Here is a 20,911-nt window from a genome sequence, read left to right on the forward strand (position 1 = left end):
AACTGTGGGAGCGGGCTTGCCCGCGATGACTGACTATCAGGCGATCGGTCTCTACGCCTTGATCACCACATCCTGTTCCAGCATCAACTCCTTCTTCCCTGCGTCCAGTCGAACCAGCGCCCCCAGCGGCAACGTCAAATTCGGATCGCAGTGCCCGCTGCGCCAGCCGGACAGCACCGGAATCCTCAGCGGTTCAAAGGTCTGTTTGAGCAAGCGGTTCAAGGCCTCGACATCCACGCCCGCCACGTCCCCGACCAGCACCCCACGCAATCGGGCCAATTTGCCCGCCAGGCGCATCTGGGTCAGCAAGCGGTCGATCCGGTACAGCGGCTCGTTGATGTCCTCGATCAACAGAATCACCCCTTCGACGTCGATTTCGTAGGGCGTGCCCAGGGTCGCTGCGATCATCGCCAGATTGCCGCCCTGCAAACGCCCGTGGGCAATGCCGGGCTCCACGGTGGTCAACGGATAAGCCGCCGGATGACTCAGTACACTGCCGGCCTTCAACTGACCGCGCAGCATGGCGAAGAACGACGTCACCGTCGGCGGCTCCTTGTCACCCAGCAGATCGGCATTCAACAACGGCCCGTGAAAGGTCACGAACCCGGCGTAGCGACTGATGGCCAGGTGCAGTGCGGTGATGTCGCTGTAACCGACGAAGGGCTTGGCATGACGGCTCAGCAGGTCGTAATCGATCCGATCCAGCAACCTTGGCGTGCCGTAACCACCGCGCAGGCAAATGATCGCATCGACCTCTTCGTCAGCGAACGCCGCGTGCAGATCGTTGAGCCGCACCTCGTCGCTGCCGGCCAGATAACCGTCCTTTTCATAGACGCCCGGGAACACCCGTAAACCGTAACCCCGGGCGCGCATCCACTGAACGGCCTTTTCGGTATCCAGCGTGCCGGGGCCGGCGGGCGCAATGACGCCGATCAGCCCTTCCGACGGCAGTGCGGGCACAGACTTGTGCGGAAAAAGGGTGTGGGTCGGTCGAACGGTCATCCATGGATCTCCCTGTGTGAAGTCATGCTCACACAGTAGTCAGGAACGGCGACAAACAGAAGAGGCTCGGCTGCGCCGCAGATTGCTGGAGAAGTCAGTAACGAGTGCAGGCCGGGCAAAAAAATGCCCGCCGGGCGATAAACCCCGGCGGGCATTCTTTCATTCAGCGCTGAATCAGGAACCGAGCAGCTCGGCCTTGACCAGTTTCGCTTGCTCGTCAGCGTGGTACGAAGAACGCACCAACGGGCCGGACGCGACGTTCTTGAAGCCCATCTTGTAACCTTCCTCGGCGAACCAGGCGAAGGTGTCCGGGTGCACGAAACGCTGCACCGGCAAGTGGCTGCGGGACGGTTGCAGATACTGGCCCAGGGTCAGCATGTCGATGTCGTGTTCGCGCATGCGCTTCATGACTTCGATGACTTCGTCGTCGGTCTCGCCCAAGCCGAGCATCAGGCCGGATTTGGTCGGGATGTGCGGCATCATCTGCTTGAAGCGTTGCAGCAGGGTCAGCGACCACTGGTAGTCCGAACCCGGACGCGCAGCCTTGTACAGGCGCGGTACGGTTTCCAGGTTGTGGTTGAACACATCCGGCGGCTCGGCAGCGGTGATTTCCAGGGCGATGTCCATGCGGCCACGGTAGTCCGGGACCAGTGTCTCGAGCTGCACGTTCGGCGACAGTTTGCGGATTTCGCGGATGCAGTCGGCGAAGTGCTGGGCACCGCCGTCACGCAGGTCGTCGCGGTCAACCGAGGTGATCACCACGTACTTGAGCTTCAGATCGGCGATGGCGATGGCCAGGCTTTCCGGCTCGTTGACGTCCAGTGGCTTCGGACGACCGTGGCCAACGTCGCAGAACGGGCAACGACGGGTGCAGATGTCACCCATGATCATGAAGGTCGCGGTGCCGCCGGAGAAGCACTCGCCCAGGTTCGGGCAGGAGGCCTCTTCGCAGACGCTGTGCAGCTTGTGTTTGCGCAGCAGGCTCTTGATGCGGTCGACTTCCGGCGAAACCGGGATGCGCACGCGGATCCAGTCGGGTTTCTTCGGCAGTTCGGTGGTCGGAATGATCTTCACCGGGATGCGTGCAACCTTCTCGGCGCCGCGCAGCTTGACGCCGGCTTCAACCTTGGGACGCGGGGCCGGGCGCTCGGTCACGTCGAGCGTCGGGATCATGGTTTGCACTGCATCAGTAGTCATATCAGTCGATTCCGCCCGTCAGGGTCGTCTGCTCAGCATAGTCGAGGTGTTTGACGAGCTGCGCGCGCAGCCGGGCACTTACCTCGGCAAATTCAATCGATCCTGCGTGCTCGCTCAGCTGGGTCATCGCCAGCCCGGCATAGCCGCAGGGATTAATCCGTCGAAACGGCTCCAGGTTCATGTCCACGTTCAGGGCCAGGCCATGAAAGGAACAACCGTGGCGAATCCGCAAACCCAGAGAAGCGATCTTCGCTCCGTCGACGTAGACGCCGGGAGCATCCGGCTTGGCCACGGCGGTCACGCCGTAGCTGGCCAGCAGTTCGATCAGGCAGCGCTCCATGCGGCTGACCAGATCGCGCACGCCGAAACCGAGTCGGCGCACATCCAGCAGCAGATAGGCCACCAACTGGCCTGGGCCATGGTAGGTCACCTGACCGCCGCGGTCGACCTGCACCACCGGAATGTCTCCCGGCAGCAACAGGTGCTCGGCCTTGCCGGCCTGGCCCTGGGTGAACACCGGCGGGTGCTCCACCAGCCAGATTTCGTCGGGGGCCGTGGTGCCACGCTCGTTGGTAAAACGCTGCATGGCCTGCCAGACCGGCTCGTAAGCCATCTGGCCAAGCTCGCGAAAGCCCAGCGTGCCGGGCATCACAGCACCATGTGCACGAAACCGGTAGCCCGCAGTTCGCTGTTGATGTTGTACAGCTGATCCTGGTCGGTCGCGACGATGTGCAACTGAATGGTGGTGTACTTGCCGTTGCTGCTTTGACGCTCGTCGACACGCTCATCGTTGATCCTGGCGTGTTTCTTGACGATGTCGATGATCTTGTCTTTGTTGCCGACGCCCGTATCGCTGATCACCTTAACCGGATAATCAACCTGGGGAAATTCGATCTTTGGCGCCTTTACTTCGGTATCAGTCATGGCGTAACGGCCTCGTAAGCGTAAGCCCGGTAACGAACAAGGCCCCGCTCCGGATCGGAACGGGGCCATGCAGGTCAACTCAAATCAGTTGAACAAGCCGTAGAAGAATAGACGGATGCTATCCCACATGCGGCGGAAGATACCACCCTCCTCGACAGCGTCCAGGGCGATCAGGTCGGCGCTGTGCACCACCTTGTCGTCCAGTTTCACTTCGACTTTACCGATCACGTCGCCCTTGGCGATTGGCGCGGTCAGTTGCGGGTTCATGGTCATGCTGGCAGCAAGCTTCTTCAGCTGGCCTTTCGGCAGGGTCATGGTCAGGTCTTGTGCCAGGCCGGCCTTGACTTGACTGGTAGTGCCTTTCCACACCGGGGCCTGAGCCAATTCGGTGCCCTTCTGGTAGAAGGTCTGGGTTTCGAAGAAGCGGAAACCGTAGGTCAGCAGCTTCTGGGTCTCGGCGGCGCGAGCCACTTCGCTGTTGGTGCCGAACACCACGGCGATCAGGCGCATGCCATCACGTACGGCCGAGGACACCATGCAGTAGCCGGCTTCGTCGGTGTGGCCGGTTTTCAGACCGTCAACGGTCTTGTCGCGCCACAGCAGCAGGTTGCGGTTAGGCTGTTTGATGCCGTTCCAGAAGAACTCTTTCTGCGAGTAGATCGCGTAGTGAGCCGGATCTTCGTGGATGATCGCGCGCGCCAGGATCGCCATGTCGTGAGCCGACGAGTAGTGCTCGGGGTTCGGCAGACCGGTCGGGTTCATGAAGTGGGTATTGGTCATGCCCAGATCGGCGACGGTCTTGTTCATCAGGTCGGCGAAGGCGTCTTCGCTGCCCGCGATGTGTTCAGCCACCGCGACGCTGGCGTCGTTGCCGGACTGGATGATGATGCCGTGCAGCAGGTCGCTGACAGTGACCTGCGAGCCGACCTTGATGAACATCCGCGAACCGCCGGTGCGCCAGGCGTTTTCGCTGACGGTCACCGGGTCGTTTTCACCGATCTGGCCGCGACGGATTTCCAGCGTGGCGATGTACGCGGTCATCAGTTTGGTCAGGCTGGCCGGCGGCAGACGCTGGTCACCGTTGTTTTCCACCAGCACGTTACCGCTGTTGGCATCCATGAGCACGTAGGATTTGGCGGCCAGTTGTGGTGGCGACGGCATCATCTCGGCCGCGAACGCGGCAGGCGAGAGGAGCAGCGGGACTAGCAGACACAGGCGTTTGGCAAAGGTGGTGATGTTCATCCGTCTCTCGAAATCGCTAATGGAAACTGTCCTTGCGGACAAAATTAATCAGATGGCTTTCAGGCTTTGCCCGAAACCTGCCTGCGCGACGATCATGCTGCGTTAAAAACAGATTCGGAATGCTCATGTAGGTCCCCTACACTCCGCTTCCTCACCTGTTTTTGCCTTGCCTGATCGCCGCTCGGCGAGCTTTCGAGCAAACCCTACGAGCATCGCGTGTTCAGTTGCTCACTCCAGTCACCCTTGCCGGGCTTTTGTTCTTCGACGAGCCAACAACCTGGTTCACCCCCCAATCGCTGGTGAACCGTCAATCAAGTCCTACGTTTACTCGGTGACCACACTTGGCGAACCCAGGTTGGCCAGGCGCACGCTGTTCTGCACCTGGGCAATTTCACCCGGCGAGCCGATCGGTCCCAGGCGAACCCGGTGCAGGGTCTGCTGATTGCGCACGATCGAGCTGATGAACACCGGAGCGCTCACCATCCCGCTGAGCTTCGACCTCAGGAGTTCTGCAGCGTCCGGGTTGGCGAACGCGCCCACCTGCAGATACTGGCCAGACGCTGGTGCAGAAGCGTTTTTTTTTGCATCGAGCTGGACTGGCACGACGGCCGCGGCGTGCTGCTGCGGCGGCGGAGTCCATTGCTCGACGGTGCCGGCCGAGGCCGTGATCACCGGGGCGCTATTCTGCGCGACTTGCGGCTCGTTGAGCATCAAAGGCGCCGGACGGCCCTTGGCGGCCCACCATTGCTGCGGGTCGATGCCTTCGACCTTGACCCGCGCGGTGCCGATTTCGGCATAACCGAGTTTTTTCGCGGCGGCGTAGGACAGGTCGATGATCCGGTCCGAGTAGAACGGCCCGCGGTCATTGACCCGCAGAATCACGCTCTTGTTGTTGTCCAGGTTGGTCACCCGAACGTAACTCGGCAGCGGTAATGTCTTGTGGGCGGCACTCATGCCGTACAGGTCGTAGACCTCCCCGTTGGCGGTGTTCTGACCGTGGAACTTGGTGCCGTACCAGGACGCAGTGCCGGAGGCCACGTAAGTCTTGGATTCCTGCAACGGGAAGTAGGTCTTGCCCAGCACGGTGTACGGGTTGGCCTTGTATGGGCCGGTGTGCAGGGTTGGCGTTGCATCGGGGATGCGCGACACATCGACGTCCCACCACGGCGCGCCGTCCTTGTGGGCCCGGTTGATGTCCAGGCCCGGCTGCGAACGTACGGCGGTGGTCGGCTTCTGGCTCGGCGAACGGCTGGTCGAACAACTGGCGACCAGTACCGCCAATGCAGCAAAGGCCACCAGCTTCAGGGGTTTATTGATAGGCAATGCCCGCATTACTTGACGCCCCGTGCTTGTACCAGCTGTTCAGACAGTTGATGTACGGCCATGGCGTACATCACGCTGCGGTTATAACGCGTGATCGCGTAGAAATTCTTCAGGCCCATCCAGTATTCCGGGCCGTTGTCGCCTTCCAGGCGGAATGCGGTGACCGGCATGTCATCGCGCAGCGCATCATGACTCGACCAGCCCAGCGCTCGCAACTCCCCGACGGTTTTCGTCGGCTCGATGCCAGTGGTCAGGCCTTCATCCACCTGCTCGCCACGGACATCCGCGCGACTGACTACCGGTTCACCGGCGACCCAGCCGTGACGCTTGAAATAGCTGGCGACGCTGCCGATCGCATCATCCGGGTTGTTCCAGATATTGATGTGGCCGTCGCCGTCGAAATCCACCGCGTAGGCGCGAAAACTGCTCGGCATGAACTGCGGCAGCCCCATCGCCCCGGCATAGGAACCCTTGAGGGTCAGCGGGTCGACCTGCTCTTCCCGGGCCAGCAGCAGGAACTCACGCAGCTCCTTGCGGAAAAATTCGGCACGGGGAGGATAGTCGAAACCCAGCGTGGACAAGGCATCGATCACCCGGTAATTGCCGGTATTACGTCCGAAAAAGGTCTCAACGCCGATGATCGACACGATCACCTGGGCTGGAACACCGTATTCCTGCTCGGCGCGGGCCAGGGTGGCCTCGTGCTGGCGCCAGAAGTCCACACCGCGGGCGATGCGCGCGTCGGTGATGAACATCGGCCGGTATTCTTTCCACTGCTTGACCCGTTCGGCGGGTTTGGAAATGGCGTCGAGAATCGCCTGCTTGCGCTGGGCTTCGCGGAACACGGCCATCAGCTGTTCGCCGGCAAAACCGTAGTCGCGGGTCATTTCACCGACGAATTCGGCCACCTGGGGCGAGCCTTCGTAATCGCCGGCCAACGCTTCCTGCGCGCTGCCAAGGATGCCTACCAGGCCGAGCCACGGTGCGTATCGTGTCGCCCAGTCACGCATTACTTGCATTGAACTCTTCACCTTATTCAAACCTGTGCGATCCACTTGCGATGGGTATGGATCGACATCAAAACCCCAAACGCTGACAGCAGCGTCACCAGCGAAGTTCCGCCATAGCTAATGAACGGCAACGGCACCCCCACCACCGGCAACAGGCCACTGACCATACCGATGTTGACGAAAACGTAAACAAAAAACGTCATGGTCAGAGCACCGGCGAGCAATTTGCCGAACAGCGTCTGCGCCTGGGCGGTAATCACCAGGCCGCGGCCGATCAGCAGCAGATAGATCAGCAACAGTGCGCAGATGCCCACCAGCCCGAACTCTTCGCCGAGCACCGCGATGATGAAGTCGGTGTGGCTTTCCGGCAGGAAGTCCAGGTGCGACTGGGTGCCCAGCAGCCAGCCCTTGCCGAATACGCCGCCGGAACCGATGGCGGCTTTCGACTGAATGATGTTCCAGCCGGTGCCCAGCGGATCGCTCTCCGGGTCGAGGAACGTCAGAATCCGTTGCTTCTGGTAGTCGTGCATGATGAAGAACCACATCGCCACCGACACCGGAATCGCCGCTGCCAGCACGCTGAGAATCCAACGCCAGCGCAAACCGCCCATGAACAGTACGAAGGCACCACCGGCCAGAATCAGCAGCGAAGTGCCCAGATCCGGCTGACGCACGATCAGGGCGAATGGCACGCCGATCAGCAGCAGACTGATGCCGACATGCTTGAGCTGCGGCGGCAACGTGCGTTTGGACAGGTACCAGGCGATGGTCGCCGGCATCAGGATCTTCATGAATTCCGAGGGCTGGAAGCGGATCACCCCGGGGATGTTGATCCAGCGGGTCGCGCCCATGGCGTTGTGGCCCATGATGTCCACCACCATCAGCAATACCACCCCGATCACGTAGCCGAGCGGCACCCAGCGCGCCATGAACCTTGGCTCGAACTGGGCGATGACGATCATCGACACCAGACCGATGCCGAACGACGTGGCCTGTTTGGCCAGCAGGTCCCAGCTCTTGCCGCTGGCCGAATACAGCACGAACAGGCTGCCGGCGGCCAGGATCAACAACAGCACCAGCAACGGGCCGTCGATATGCAAACGTTGCAGCAGCGTCGCCCGGCGACGCATCACATCCTCGCTGGAGAGCATGCGATCGAAATTATTCATCACGGGCCGTAGCCTCCGCACTGATAGGGCTGGCGTATTCGGCCTTCAACCGTCCGTCCTGATCCAGCAGCCAGGCATCCATGACCTGGCGCACCACCGGTGCCGCGACGCCGGAACCGGACTCACCGTTCTCGACCATCACCGACACCACGATTTTCGGGTCATCCGCCGGCGCGAAACCGACGAACAGGGCGTGGTCACGGTGGCGCTCCTGAACCTTGGAGCGGTCGTACTTCTCGCCTTGCTTGATCGCCACGACCTGTGCCGTACCCGACTTGCCGGCGATCCGGTATTGCGCGCCGATCGAGGCCTTGCGCGCGGTGCCACGGGCACCGTGCATCACCTGCTGCATGCCGTGGTTGACCTTGTTCCAGTCCGAAGGATCGCGAAGGATGATGTCCGGCATCGGATTTTCATCCTTGGGCTTCTCGCCTTCGATCGTCCTGGCCAGGTGCGGGCGATTCCACACGCCCTTGTTGGCCACCAGCGCCGTGGCCTGGGCCAGTTGCAGCGGGGTCGATTGCATGTAGCCCTGGCCGATCCCGAGAATCAGGGTTTCGCCGGGGAACCACGCCTGACGCCGGGTCGCGCGTTTCCACTCGCGGGACGGCATCAGGCCGGGGGATTCTTCGAACATGTCCAGCGAGACCTTCTGGCCGATGCCGAACTTGTTCATATAGGCCGACAACCGATCGATGCCCAGCTTGTGCGCCAGATCATAGAAGTAGGTGTCGTTGGACCGCATGATCGCCGTATCGAGGTCGACGAAGCCGTCCCCGGTGCGGTTCCAGTTGCGGTACTTGTGATCGTAGTTGGGCAGCATGTAGTAACCGGGGTCGAACACCCGGCTCGACGCCGTCACCACACCCGCATCGAGGCCGGCAATCGCCACCGCCGGCTTGATCGTCGAGCCCGGCGGGTACAGACCGCGCAGCACGCGGTTGAACAGCGGCCGGTCGATCGAATCGCGCAGCTCGGCGTAAGCCTTGAAGCTGATGCCGGTGACGAACAGGTTCGGGTCGAAACTCGGCTGACTGACCATCGCCAGCACTTCGCCGGTTTTCGGATCGAGCGCCACCACCGCGCCACGCCGGCCGCCCAGCGCAGCCTCGGCGGCTTCCTGCAATTTGATGTCGAGGCTCAGGACAATGTCCTTGCCCGGCACCGGATCGGTCCGCTTGAGCACGCGCAGGACGCGGCCACGGGCGTTGGTCTCGACCTCTTCGTAACCCACCTGACCGTGCAGCTCGGCTTCGTAAAAGCGCTCGATGCCGGTCTTGCCGATGTGGTGGGTGCCGCTGTAGTTGACCGGATCGAGGGTCTTCAGCTCTTTCTCGTTGATCCGCCCCATGTAACCCACCGAGTGCGCGAAATGCGCGCCCTGCGGGTAATGACGCACCAACTGCGCGACCACCTCGACACCCGGCAGACGGAACTGGTTCACCGCGATCCGGGCGATCTGCTCTTCGGTCAGTTCGAACAGGATCGGCACCGGCTCAAACGGCCGGCGGCCCTGACGCATGCGTTTCTCGAAGATCACCCGGTCTTCCGGCGTCAGCTCCAGCACCTCGACGATCACGTCGAGCACCTGCTGCCAGTCGCCGGAGCGCTCGCGGGTCATGCTCAGGCTGAAGCTCGGACGGTTGTCCGCCACCACCACGCCGTTGCGGTCGAAAATCAGGCCACGGGTCGGCGGGATCGGCTGAACGTGAACCCGATTGTTTTCCGACAGGGTCGAGTGATATTCGTACTGAATCACCTGCAGGTAATACAGCCGCGCAATCAGCACGCAGATCAGCGCCACCACCGCAATTGCGCCGAACACGACGCGACCACGCACCAGACGGGCGTCTTTTTCGTGGTCCTTGATGCGGATCGGCTGAGACATGAGGGCGGGTTACTTGTGGTAAGGGTGGCCGGACAGCACGGTCCAGGCACGATACAACTGCTCGCCGATGAGGATGCGCACCAGCGGGTGCGGCAGCGTCAGCGGCGACAACGACCAGCGCTGATCCGCGCGGGCACAGACTTCCGGCGCCAACCCTTCCGGGCCACCGACCATGAAGTTGACCGTGCGCGAGTCCAGGCGCCAGCGATCGAGTTCGACCGCCAGTTGCTCGGTGCTCCACGGCTTGCCATGAACCTCGAGGGTGACGATCCGCTCGTTCTGCCCGACCTTGGCCAGCATGGCTTCGCCTTCCTGACGGATGAAGCGGGCCACGTCGGCGTTCTTGCCACGGGTATTGAGCGGAATTTCCACCAGTTCCAGCGCCAGCTCGGACGGAAGACGCTTGGCATATTCATGCCAGCCTTCTTCCACCCACTTGGGCATGCGTGAACCGACGGCGATCAGTCGCAGTCGCACAGCAATCCCTTACAGCTGGTCTTTGTTGAGCTTGGTGAAATGCTCGTGGGTGTTTTCCGGGCTGTGGTGCTTGGCGTCCGCCGCACGGCTCTGCTCGGCACCGGCCCACAGGCGTTCCAGGTCGTAGAACTGACGTGCCGAGGCAGTCATCATGTGCACGATCACCAGGTCCAGGTCCAGCAGCACCCAGTCGCTGTCGCCCTTGCCTTCTTCGCCCAGCGGCCTGGCGCCCTGCTTTTTCACTTCTTCGCGAACCTTGTCCAGCATCGCGTTGATCTGGCGGTTGGAGGTACCGGTGGCGATGATCATGTAGTCGGTGATGCTCTGCTTGTCGCGCACATCAATGATCTGGATGTCCTGGGCTTTCACGTCTTCCAGGGCTGCAACGGCCACCTTGACCAGTTCGTCGCCCTTCAGCGGTTCGTTGGTGTTGACCGGTTCTGGCAGCGGGGCGCTCTTGAATGTGCCTTTGCGCTTTACTTTGGTTTGGTCTTTGTCAGTCATATAAAACTCGTTTTGCTCATATTTTCGGCGGCTTGGCGACACGTGGATTCGTATCAGTGAAGCACGCCTTGTTCAGTTCGACGCACGGTACAGACCGTGCGCATCGATGTAGGCCAGGACCGCGTCGGGCACCAGGAAACGTACCGACTTACCGCTGGCCAGCAGTTGACGGATCTGGGTGGCGGAAACCGCGAGCGGTGTCTGCCAGACGAATGCAATCTGTCCGCTCGGCCCCTTCAGGGCCAGCGGATCGCTCACCGAACGCGCTGCCAGCAGGTTGCGCAAGGCATCCGGCGGTTCGCTGTCGGCGTCCGGGCGCTGTAGCACCAGGATATGGCAATGCTGGAGCAACTCTTCCCAGCGATGCCAAGTGGGCAGGCCGCAAAATGCGTCCCAGCCCAGAAGCAGAAAAACCTGGGTCTCGGCGGCCATTTCGGCACGCAGCGACTCCAGGGTATCGATGGTCCAGGACGGTTTGTCCCGCTGCAATTCGCGGGCGTCCACCACCAGCGGCGGCACACCGGCCACCGCACATTCAACCATTGCCAGCCGGTCCTGCGCCGACACCTGGGGCGTATCGCGGTGTGGCGGCCGGGCGCTGGGCATCATGCGCAGCTCATCGAGCCCCAGCGCTTCGGCGACTTCCAGCGCGCCACGCAAATGGCCGATGTGCACCGGGTCGAACGTCCCGCCCAGGACGCCAATGCGCCGGGGACGGGACTTCTTGCCGGGTTTCGGCGCTTTCAGGTCGAGGTCGGACAAGTCAGACCGTCGCCTGGCCGCGCAACTGGCCATCACCGACCACGATGTACTTCTCGCAGGTCAGTCCTTCCAGGCCCACCGGGCCACGGGCGTGCAGCTTATCAGTAGAAATGCCGATCTCGGCACCCAATCCGTATTCGAATCCGTCGGCGAAGCAGGTCGGGGTGTTGATCATCACCGACGCCGAGTCGACCTGAGCCACGAACTGGCGGGTGTCGGCGAGGTTTTCGCTGACGATCGAGTCGGTGTGGTGGGAGCCGAAATGGTTGATGTGTTCGATGGCCTGATCCAGGCCATCCACCACGCGGATCGACAGGATCGGCGCCAGGTACTCGGTGCTCCAGTCTTCTTCGGTCGCCGCTACGGCTTCGATGATCGCCCGGGTGCGTTCGCAACCACGCAGTTCGACGCCTTTTTCGCGGAACTGCTTCGCCATCGACGGCAGGAAATCCTTCGCAACACTTTGATCGACCAGCAAGGTCTCCATCGCACCGCAGATGCCATAGCGATAGGTCTTGGCATTGAAGGCGATGCGCTGGGCTTTCGCCAGGTCGGCATGTTCGCTGACATAGACGTGGCAGATGCCGTCCAGGTGCTTGATTACCGGCACCCGGGCGTCACGGCTGATGCGCTCGATCAGGCCACGGCCACCGCGCGGTACGATCACGTCGACGTATTCGGGCATGGTGATCAGCGCGCCAACGGCGGCGCGGTCGGTGGTTTCCACCACTTGCACCACGGCGGCCGGCAGTTCGGCTTCGGCCAGACCGCGCTGGATGCAGGCGGCAATCGCGCGGTTGGAATGAATCGCTTCGGAACCGCCGCGCAGGATCGTCGCGTTGCCGGACTTAAGGCACAGGCTCGCCGCATCGATGGTCACGTTGGGACGGGATTCGTAGATGATCCCGATCACGCCCAGCGGTACGCGCAGCTTGCCGACCTGAATGCCCGACGGACGGAAGCTCATGTCGCGGATCGCACCGACCGGATCCGGCAGCGCTGCGACCTGACGCAGGCCGACGATCATGCCGTCGATGCGTGCCGGGGTCAGTTCCAGACGTTCCAGCAGTGCCGGCTCCAGACCGTTGGCGCGACCGGCGGCCAGATCCTGTTCATTGGCTGCCGCAAGCTCGGCGCGGGCGGCGTCCAGAGCATTGGCGGCGGCCAGCAGGGCGCGGTTTTTCTGCGCGGTGCTGGCACGGCCGATGACGCGGGAGGCTTCGCGGGCGGCGCGACCCAATCGGGTCATGTAGTCAAGAACGGACTCAGTCATGGTCAGCTGGGGTCTTGGCAAAGAGGAAAGCGGCAGATTATAGCTGCCGCGTCCCGGGACTAACAGCGGTGACGGGCGGATGGTCGAAATGGACGGCGATTTGCCGACGTTCAGCCGGGATTAAGCCGCGAATTGTTATCATCACGACCTCCTCCGCCTGGATAAACAGTGTTTGCCATGTCCAACCTGACCGTTCGCGCCACCTCCGCGCGCCAGCCTGTCGGCCTTGCGGACGCCTTTTTCGACCGTGACGCCCAGACACTGGCCCGCGACCTGCTCGGCAAAGTCATCCGCCACCGCGTCGGCGATTTATGGCTCAGCGCCCGGATCATCGAAACCGAAGCGTATTACTGCGAAGAAAAAGGCAGCCACGCGTCCCTCGGCTACACAGAAAAGCGTAAGGCTTTGTTTCTGGGTGGCGGCCACATCTATATGTATTACGCCCGGGGCGGCGATTCGCTGAACTTCAGCGCCCAAGGTCCCGGTAATGCGGTGCTGATCAAATCGGCCTATCCGTGGGTCGACGAGATCAGCGGCCCGGCCAGCCTGGCGCAGATGCTGCTGAACAACCCAGATGCCCAGGGGCGACCGCGCCCGTCACAGAAACTGTGTGCCGGGCAGACGCTTTTGTGCAAGGCGCTGGGACTGAAAGTGCCGGTGTGGGATGCCAAGCGCTTCGACCACGACATTCTGCTGGTGGAAGACACCGGCCCCGCGCCGACCCACGTGATTCAGACCACCCGCCTGGGCATTCCCCATGGCCGCGACGAACACTTGATGTATCGCTTCGTCGATGCCGCCTATGCCCAGTGGTGCACGCGGAACCCGCTGCGCCGGGGTCAGGTCGAAGGTCGCGATTATTTTCTGCTGTGAATGCACACCCTGCGGCTCGCCGTTCAGGGACATCAATGAAATGGAGTGGTTTGTATGGGCCCATGGCTCGATAGCGTGACCGGGTGGCTGGCCGCCAATCCGCAGTGGCTGGCCGCCGCCGTGTTCATCGTGGCCTGCGTGGAATGCCTGGCGATTGCCGGGTTGATCGTGCCCGGCACGGTATTGCTGTTTGCCGTGGCGGTGCTGGCCGGCAGCGGTGCACTGTCGTTAAGCGAAACCCTGTTGCTGGGTTTCCTCGGCGGGATTCTTGGCGATGTGATTTCGTATTTCCTCGGCCGCCACTTCCACCAGAACATCCGGCGCTTACCGGGGTTGCGCCATCACCCGGAATGGATGGCCGGCGCCGAAACCTACTTCCAGCGCTACGGTATCGCCAGCCTGCTGGTCGGACGCTTCATCGGCCCGTTGCGACCGATGTTGCCGATGGTCGCGGGCATGTGCGACATGCCCTTCCCGCGCTTCGCCGCCGTGAGTCTGCTGGCGGCGGCCGGCTGGAGCCTCGCGTACCTGCTGCCGGGCTGGGCCACCGGAGCGGCGATTCGGCTGCCACTGCCGGAAGGCTTCTGGCTGCAGGCCGGCATCGTCGCCGGCAGCATTGCGGTGATGGTCGGCCTGAGCGCCAACAGCAGCTTGCGTCGTCATCGCCGGGCGACGCTCTGGATCAGCAGCATGAGCCTGTTGATCCTGATCGGCCTGTTCATCGGCTACCCGTACCTGACCGCCCTCGATCAGGGCGTCATGACCCTGGTGCAGGAACACCGCCGCCCGGCGCTGGATGAAGTCGCGGTGGTTTTCACCCTGATCGGTGAATTCCGCAACATGCTGCTGTTCAGCGCCCTGCTGACTGCGTTGCTGTTGCTGTGCCGACAGTGGCGCCACGCGATCTTCGTGGGCGGCACCCTGCTCGTCACGGCCCTGGCCAACACCGGCACCAAAATGTTCTTCGCCCGGGTGCGCCCGGAAGTACTGACTGATCCGCTTACCAGCTACAGCATGCCCAGTGGTCACGCTTCGGGGTCGTTCGCGCTGTTCCTGGCGCTCGCCGTGCTGGCCGGACGCGGGCAGCCGCCACGACTACGCCTCACCTGGCTGTTGCTCGGCTGCATACCGGCGCTGGCCATTGCCCTGTCACGGGTGTATCTGGGCGCGCACTGGCCAACGGATGTCCTTGCCGGCGCCATGCTCGCCGCCTGTGTCTGCGCAGCGGGGCTATGGCTGAGCCAGCGCCGTTCGCCACTCGGTGCGATGCCGCAGAAAGTCTGGTGGCTGGTGCTGCCAGCCTTGGTCGCCTTGTTCGGTTTTTTTGTATTGCGCCATTTGCCGCATACGTTGTTGCGATATTCATACTAGGCCGGGGAGGCCCATCACGAATCCGTCTACCGGACAAATCATGCAGACACGCAATTGAACACAGTGTGTCTTATATTTTCGAGGCTCTCGCACACAAAGTGTTTGAGCCTTTTTATTGCACAGTCAAAACAAAGCACACGCTCTTTGAATAGCAACTTTGTTTAAAACATCAAACAACCAGATCCAGCCAGGCACTGTTCAAACTAACGTCTTCCTGTTTAAAGCCGCTCTCTAAAGCGGACCAGACCATAACACCCAATCAAACAGACGCACACTTGTAACCACACAAACAGCAAAACAAAAACCAAGTTAACCGACAACAATTCATGCCAGCTTAATCACTCAGATAATCATCACGGAGTATGAGCCTTGGCAAAACCCTTTCAACTCGACACGGAAACTATTCCTACCGAGTTAATTAAAATATCCGACATTAACGATGCTGTGACTCTTCCCGGTGTGGCAGAACATAACCGGTCCTCACCCACCCTGAGTCAGGTGGACGAACTGTTCGGCCCCTTGAGATTTGGTGAACTGACCGTGAGCCGTCAAGAACTCCAGGCCCTGGGCGCCCGACTCGACGGGCAAGCCATCACGGCCGCCGGCACCTACTTTTCCGAACCCGATCAAGCTTTCATCAATGCGCTGGAATTCGACCCAGCACAGGTCGAACAACGGATCAAGTCGGTCAATGCACAGGAAGGCCGGCTGATCCCGCCACTGCTGTACGAGATCGTCACACTGCGCTCACCGAATGCTTCACCGCTGATGCGTGAGGTGCCGACGGGCGAATCCGCCGCTGCGATGAACAAAATCATCGAGACGCTGAACGCCTCGCAGCGTCTGGACATTCGCAAGGATCCGCTGGCCGGGCCGTTGCCGGACTGGGTCGACAAAGCCAAAAGTCGCGGCATGACCAGCATGGGCGTCGGACTGCAAGCGTACGGCCTTTACAGCGCTTACATCGGCGCCATCGATGCGATGAAAAAGGGCCAGACCGCCGAGGTGCTTATCAACGTGGGAGGCGGACTCGCGGAGATCACCTCGCTGGGGCTGGAATACGCCCTGAACAAGACCGGCGATCAGATGATTCGCCAAGGGGCCATGGTTTTCGAGCAGTTCGGCAAAACCACCATGGGGAAGTGGCTGTGTCGCGGATCGGGACTGATCGCCAGTGTTCTCACGTTGCCCTTTGATATCTATACCGCCATCAAGTCCTTCAGTGAAGCCGCCGAGGCCCAAGGCAAACAGGCGCAGGATCTGTACGTCACCGGCGGGCTCAGCGTGTTCAGCGGCGTACTGTCCCTGGCCCTCGGCTGCGCAGCATTGATGGGTTTCCAGGCAGCCGGTCCGGTGGGCATTGCCGCTGCCGCCATCATGATTATCGGCGCCCGCGTCTATGGCGCGGTACGGATGGTCGACGATATCGACGACTACATCGAGCTGAGCGTGAACGAGCGCTGGCGTTCCGGCTGGTTTGCGTTCACCGGGCAGGAGCAGGACAAGGCGCTGATGGAGCGTTTCACCGTCGCCAAGACCCATGCCGACTACGCGAAGGCCTTGAAGACCAAGAGCGTTGCCTGGCTGGATCATGAACTGAAGGACAGTGTCGACACCGTGGTCAATGGCCGCTTCGACGTCAAACTGCAGCCCACCCGACTGTACAAATACCAATGGAGCGAGGGCGAATCCACCTACACCACAAAAAATCTGCCGGTCATCGAAGAGACCGATGACACCTGGGATGCGAGTGCAGGTCTGCCGGCGGATGATGCGGTCATCAGCAAGGGCATCAATGACCCCGCCAAAGGCGTGCTGTGGAATCTGGGTGGCGGCGCCGATACGGTCAAAGGCGTAAGCGACAAACCGAACCTGTTCAGCTACGGCGCCGGTACAAAAAATCTGAGCGGTGGAATCAAGGACGACTCCTTTCTTTTTCAGTCGGCCGCCGACGGACTCGACACCACCCCCGAGCAAGTCAGCCTGTTACAAGGGGGAGAAGGTGTCGACCTGCTGTGGCTGCAGGGCAGAGAAAAGCCTGCGAGTCATGGATCTGCCGCAGCGCCCTATGTCGGGTATGACGTGAACCTGCAAGACGGCACGCTCGGATTACGTTCAGCGGACCCCGAGAAGGCCCCGGTGCTCCATACGCGTTTCGAAGCCATTGAAAAAATCGAAACACTGGCCGGGGCTTCCAACCGGGTCACGGGCTCGGCTCTGGCGGACACCATCGCTGCCAATGGCAACGACCGGGTCGAGGCTGGCGCGGGAGACGATCATATTACTGTTCGGGGCCGGCATGGCATCATCGAGGGAGGTCTCGGCAGCGACACCTACATTCTCGATGCAACGAGTCTCAATGTTTCCATCACCGAAGACGGCCAGGAGCCGAGCAAGGTGTACCTGGGCGTAGCGCTCGAGGCCATCCAGCGCTGGCAACTGCGTGACGACGCCGTGGTGATCGAGACCTTGCGCGATGACGATCCTCGCTCACGGAGACGCCAACTGGTGCTCGAGGCGGTGTACCGGACAGTCGATAACAAACGCCTGCTGCAAAATGACCAATGGACGTTCATCACACAAGACGGCTACCACCTGCAACCTGCGTGGCCAGCCGAAACCCCGGACCTGAGCGACATGCCCCTGAGCGTCGTCGTGGTCACCGCGGGTGTGTCCAGGATCTCCCCGGTTCAGCTCAACGACGCGCCTCATAAAATCTCACCCAAGCCGCACTCGTTCTATTTCGTGTCCCGCAAAAGCCATCACACCATTCTTGTAGCTCCAAAAAATGAAACGCAACGGCGCAGCACCTTGTATGTCGAATACGACAGTTCGGAAATCAACGAAGTCAGAGCCATTTATGATGTCCGCGTCTCGAATACGGGAGCCTTCACCTGGCTCGGTTACCGCAATATCCACTTCACCCTGACATTCCTGCGGGGCGGCCTGCTGTCGCTGCACGACTGCGTATTTGAAAACCCGGGCCGGAAAACCGACGTGGGTAACGGCCTTCATGCACCCGGCTGGACAATGAATCACGCTGTCACACTGGTGATGCGCGATGGCATTTCCTACCACCTCGACTTCCCCCGCCCCGCTTACCTAGAGGACGCCAGGAACCCGGGATATCGACTGGTGCAAAGCCGCGAATCGCTGCGTCAGCGCGCGGGCCAATACCTGTTCGTCAGGCCCTCCATCGACAAACGCACCTTGAAGACGACCCCTCAGCGGGTGGATTTCCGAAACACTGAACATTACAGCAACCACTGGCTGGAGGGCCGATCCTCGACCTACGAGCTGTATCCCGTCCGCAACACATCCATTCGACTGTCCACCGCGACCTCAGACGCCAGTCTCACAGGCTCATCCACCTGGAACATTCATACAGCACAACTGCAGGAAGTCATCACCGACCATCAACTGACCATCAAGGACGACCTGCTCAAGGTCGGCAGCGTTCACGTGCATCTGCCCGACAGCAGCGACCCGGGATTACCGCTGGAAACCGTCAACGTCATCCTCGCCTCCGGCAACCGCTACAGCATCAACGCCTTGTTTGAAACGATCGGTCTGTATGCGGTCAACGTGGCGGGCAGCGCCTCGATCCAGTCAGTCGTAGCGTTGATACAAGAACACAAGAGCCGTGAGTTACTGGAATGGGATGAAGTTCATGTCCTGAACGTCCGATTGCCCGGCGCGCCGGCGGCCCGGATCTTTTACAACGCGTCGACCGGACACTGGACCCGGCATGACGATGCATCGAACCCCATCGACCCCGAACAGCTGACCATTGGAGAAACACCGTTTACCACCCCCTCGCCGAACTGACTCAACGCTGCGCCCATCCATAATTCAATCGTCAAGGAATGACACCATGCGCCCCAAAAACCCATCATCCCCCACAACCAGAACCGACTCGACGACGCACGCCCCGAGCATCAGCCGGCCACGGCCGGACGCGGACCTGCCATTGCTGCACCGGCCACCATCGGAATTGCCCGACCCTGCTGCCCCCGTTCCAAGCCCCGGCAGACTCCCTGATGCGGCCAACGTCCCTCCCAAAGTCGAGACTTCGGACCTGCCGGCCATTCAGACCGAATCCCGTGCCGGCCTGACCCCTTACCTCTTGAGCCCTGCGCTGTTGCGCAACATGCAGGCAGCCGATGACGACGGCTTTCGTTTTGTCGTCGGGCGCCGGTTCGTCGATATCAAGGATGTCGGCACGGTACATGTGGAATTCGACACGGCGCTGAACGCCTATCGAATAACGGATCTATACAAGAAACTGCCACCGGGCCCGCAGATCTTGCGCACCCCGGGTGAAACCACCTGGACCCCGGTGCAACAGGCGCAGACACCATCGCGGCACAAACATACCTCCACAGATGATGCTGCTCGCGACGCGGCCACGGCGGCCAAACGCCCGACCCTTTCCCCGCCGCCCACTCAACCGGCCAAGCCATTGCCGGCGCTGAGCCTGAGGCATTTCAATCCGGCCCACTACCCGCAAGTGCAGGTCGATGCCCAGGGTTATTATCGAAGGGAGGAAGTCGCCTTTGATCCGCAGAGGGTCACCTATCATTACGGTTTCAGGGACACCAAGGATTATTGGGTAGCGGTTGACGAGCCGCCCGCCGGCTTCAATGGCACGCCGACCCACCTGACAAACTGGACGGATCATGAAATCTGGCAGACCTACGGTCTTCACGGCCAGGCCATCTCGCGCTTTCGGCTCGACGCCCAAACTCACGGCACTCGTCCCGGTTGGGCGCGACCGCTGGAAACCGACAACCCGCGCAAGGATCTGCTCGGCGATGCCCTGAAATGGCTGCATCCACAGATGACGCCTGACGAACGAGTAGCCCATCTGCGCGCCTACAATCTGTCGCCGGGGCAGCACGCACAGTTGCGCAAGGACTTGCTCGACAACCCGCAACAAATGCCCCAATGGGCCGAGCAACACAAGTTGCGCTCTGTCGACGAGAACGACCCGACGCGTTTCGAGCCACTGCGTCAGGAAATCGAACCGCTGCTCCTGCCATTGCGCAATGGCACGATCCGACAAAAAAGCATGTTCGATCTTGATGAAAGCATAAGCCCGACTTTTTTCGCCGCCTTCTTGACCTCGTTGGGCTACAAGCGCAACGCCAGCGACTGCCTGTACCGAACAGACATTCCCGGCCTGTTCAGGGCCGATGAGCGCACACCGTTCGAGTTCAACAACGATGGCCGAATGCTGCCACGCATGCTCCATAAACGCGGTGCGACGAGCGAAAAACCGATCAGCGCCACGATCAGCCTGAAGTTGGTTCATGAGTACGCAGGACAGGGTTCGAACGCTCCTGATCCGGAATACCTGCGGTACAACAATCAGAAGAACAAGTACCCCGGAAAAAAACCCGGCGAGTCCGACAACGACTCAGGAGAGTCCGACAATGAATGGTCCGATACGTCCGATGTCGAGCTGGACGCCGAGCGGAACTATGAAACGATCCGGCACGACCAGAGTTTCATTTTCAAATACGTCATCGATACCCGAAACATGGAGGTGGTCCTGAGGGAGGAGAACCTGTTTCTGAATGGCGGCGCCGAAGAACGCGGGGCGTGGTTCCCTGAAGACGAAAACGAAGCCTTGATATCCGCCTCCAGGAGGGGCATCCCTACAGAACGGATCTGGCTGCTCGACTCAACCGGCACCCGCGCGGTGAAGGTCGACGATGTCGTCGATCAGGCGCCGTATCTCAACAGCATGGAGGAAGACACACACTCCGGCAGCGCCAACCAGCATGAATATGACGCGCTCATCGACGCAGCGACCGAGGCAGGCAAACCCGTGCTGTATCTGGACGAGGGCAAGGAGTGGTTCGCCAACGATATCGTCTGGCCTGAGTGACCG

17 protein-coding genes are annotated in these 20,911 nt (G+C 61.1%); 4 read left to right on the forward strand and 13 right to left on the reverse strand.

Going from position 1 to position 20,911, the window contains the following annotated elements; all coding sequences use genetic code 11:
* Positions 1 to 51: 51 nt before the first annotated feature.
* The 13 genes from PDR5_RS25230 to PDR5_RS25290 form a co-directional block, all read right to left on the reverse strand.
* Positions 52 to 1,002 carry a S66 peptidase family protein gene (locus tag PDR5_RS25230; RefSeq protein WP_064599667.1) on the reverse strand — a complete coding sequence of 317 codons (951 nt, stop codon included), beginning with the start codon at positions 1,000 to 1,002 and terminating at the stop codon, positions 52 to 54.
* A gap of 174 nt (positions 1,003 to 1,176) precedes the next feature.
* Positions 1,177 to 2,175 carry a lipoyl synthase gene (lipA, locus tag PDR5_RS25235; RefSeq protein WP_162130488.1) on the reverse strand — a complete coding sequence of 333 codons (999 nt, stop codon included), beginning with the start codon at positions 2,173 to 2,175 and terminating at the stop codon, positions 1,177 to 1,179.
* 25 nt (positions 2,176 to 2,200) lie between these two features.
* Positions 2,201 to 2,848: a lipoyl(octanoyl) transferase LipB gene (lipB, locus tag PDR5_RS25240; protein ID WP_039771855.1), complete on the reverse strand. Its 648-nt coding sequence runs from the start codon at positions 2,846 to 2,848 to the stop codon at positions 2,201 to 2,203.
* Complete coding sequence (locus tag PDR5_RS25245; RefSeq protein ID WP_011336094.1) at positions 2,848 to 3,123, reverse strand: DUF493 domain-containing protein; 276 nt, start codon at positions 3,121 to 3,123, stop codon at positions 2,848 to 2,850. The genes lipB and PDR5_RS25245 overlap by 1 nt, the downstream gene beginning before the upstream one ends.
* Before the next feature lie 84 nt (positions 3,124 to 3,207).
* Positions 3,208 to 4,365, reverse strand: a complete 1,158-nt coding sequence (locus PDR5_RS25250; RefSeq protein ID WP_011336095.1) for a D-alanyl-D-alanine carboxypeptidase family protein — start codon at positions 4,363 to 4,365, stop codon at positions 3,208 to 3,210.
* A gap of 324 nt (positions 4,366 to 4,689) precedes the next feature.
* A complete protein-coding gene (locus PDR5_RS25255; RefSeq protein WP_011336096.1) occupies positions 4,690 to 5,697 on the reverse strand; it encodes a septal ring lytic transglycosylase RlpA family protein in 1,008 nt (335 codons plus the stop codon).
* Complete coding sequence (gene mltB / locus PDR5_RS25260; RefSeq protein WP_007958658.1) at positions 5,697 to 6,707, reverse strand: lytic murein transglycosylase B; 1,011 nt, start codon at positions 6,705 to 6,707, stop codon at positions 5,697 to 5,699. Before mltB ends, PDR5_RS25255 begins: the two co-directional genes overlap by 1 nt.
* 17 nt (positions 6,708 to 6,724) lie before the next feature.
* Entirely contained in the window at positions 6,725 to 7,828 is a 1,104-nt protein-coding gene (rodA, locus tag PDR5_RS25265) for a rod shape-determining protein RodA (protein WP_050761190.1), read from the reverse strand.
* Positions 7,829 to 7,859: 31 nt separating this feature from the next.
* Positions 7,860 to 9,755, reverse strand: coding sequence for a penicillin-binding protein 2 (gene mrdA / locus PDR5_RS25270; RefSeq protein WP_039771860.1), 1,896 nt, complete (start codon positions 9,753 to 9,755; stop codon positions 7,860 to 7,862).
* 9 nt (positions 9,756 to 9,764) lie between these two features.
* A complete protein-coding gene (gene rlmH, locus PDR5_RS25275; protein ID WP_009051038.1) occupies positions 9,765 to 10,232 on the reverse strand; it encodes a 23S rRNA (pseudouridine(1915)-N(3))-methyltransferase RlmH in 468 nt (155 codons plus the stop codon).
* 9 nt (positions 10,233 to 10,241) lie between these two features.
* Positions 10,242 to 10,736: a ribosome silencing factor gene (gene rsfS / locus PDR5_RS25280; RefSeq protein ID WP_064382180.1), complete on the reverse strand. Its 495-nt coding sequence runs from the start codon at positions 10,734 to 10,736 to the stop codon at positions 10,242 to 10,244.
* 72 nt (positions 10,737 to 10,808) lie between these two features.
* Complete coding sequence (nadD, locus tag PDR5_RS25285; RefSeq protein ID WP_064599670.1) at positions 10,809 to 11,531, reverse strand: nicotinate-nucleotide adenylyltransferase; 723 nt, start codon at positions 11,529 to 11,531, stop codon at positions 10,809 to 10,811.
* Complete coding sequence (locus PDR5_RS25290; protein WP_064599673.1) at positions 11,500 to 12,771, reverse strand: glutamate-5-semialdehyde dehydrogenase; 1,272 nt, start codon at positions 12,769 to 12,771, stop codon at positions 11,500 to 11,502. Before PDR5_RS25290 ends, nadD begins: the two co-directional genes overlap by 32 nt.
* 177 nt (positions 12,772 to 12,948) lie before the next feature.
* Here PDR5_RS25290 and PDR5_RS25295 point away from each other — a divergent pair, with 177 nt between their 5' ends.
* From PDR5_RS25295 to PDR5_RS29975, 4 genes are all read left to right on the forward strand, one after another.
* Entirely contained in the window at positions 12,949 to 13,644 is a 696-nt protein-coding gene (locus PDR5_RS25295) for a DNA-3-methyladenine glycosylase (protein ID WP_064599674.1), read from the forward strand.
* Positions 13,645 to 13,698: 54 nt separating this feature from the next.
* A complete protein-coding gene (locus PDR5_RS25300; protein ID WP_064599676.1) occupies positions 13,699 to 15,015 on the forward strand; it encodes a bifunctional DedA family/phosphatase PAP2 family protein in 1,317 nt (438 codons plus the stop codon).
* 369 nt (positions 15,016 to 15,384) lie between these two features.
* Positions 15,385 to 18,843 (forward strand): calcium-binding protein, encoded by a 3,459-nt coding sequence (locus tag PDR5_RS25305; RefSeq protein WP_177343722.1) that lies wholly within the window; start codon positions 15,385 to 15,387, stop codon positions 18,841 to 18,843.
* A gap of 142 nt (positions 18,844 to 18,985) precedes the next feature.
* Positions 18,986 to 20,908, forward strand: a complete 1,923-nt coding sequence (locus PDR5_RS29975) for a hypothetical protein (RefSeq protein ID WP_177343723.1) — start codon at positions 18,986 to 18,988, stop codon at positions 20,906 to 20,908.
* The last annotated feature ends 3 nt before the right edge of the window (positions 20,909 to 20,911 follow it).

Source organism: Pseudomonas sp. DR 5-09, assembly GCF_001655595.1.
Taxonomy (GTDB): Bacteria; Pseudomonadota; Gammaproteobacteria; order Pseudomonadales; family Pseudomonadaceae; genus Aquipseudomonas; species Aquipseudomonas pharyngis.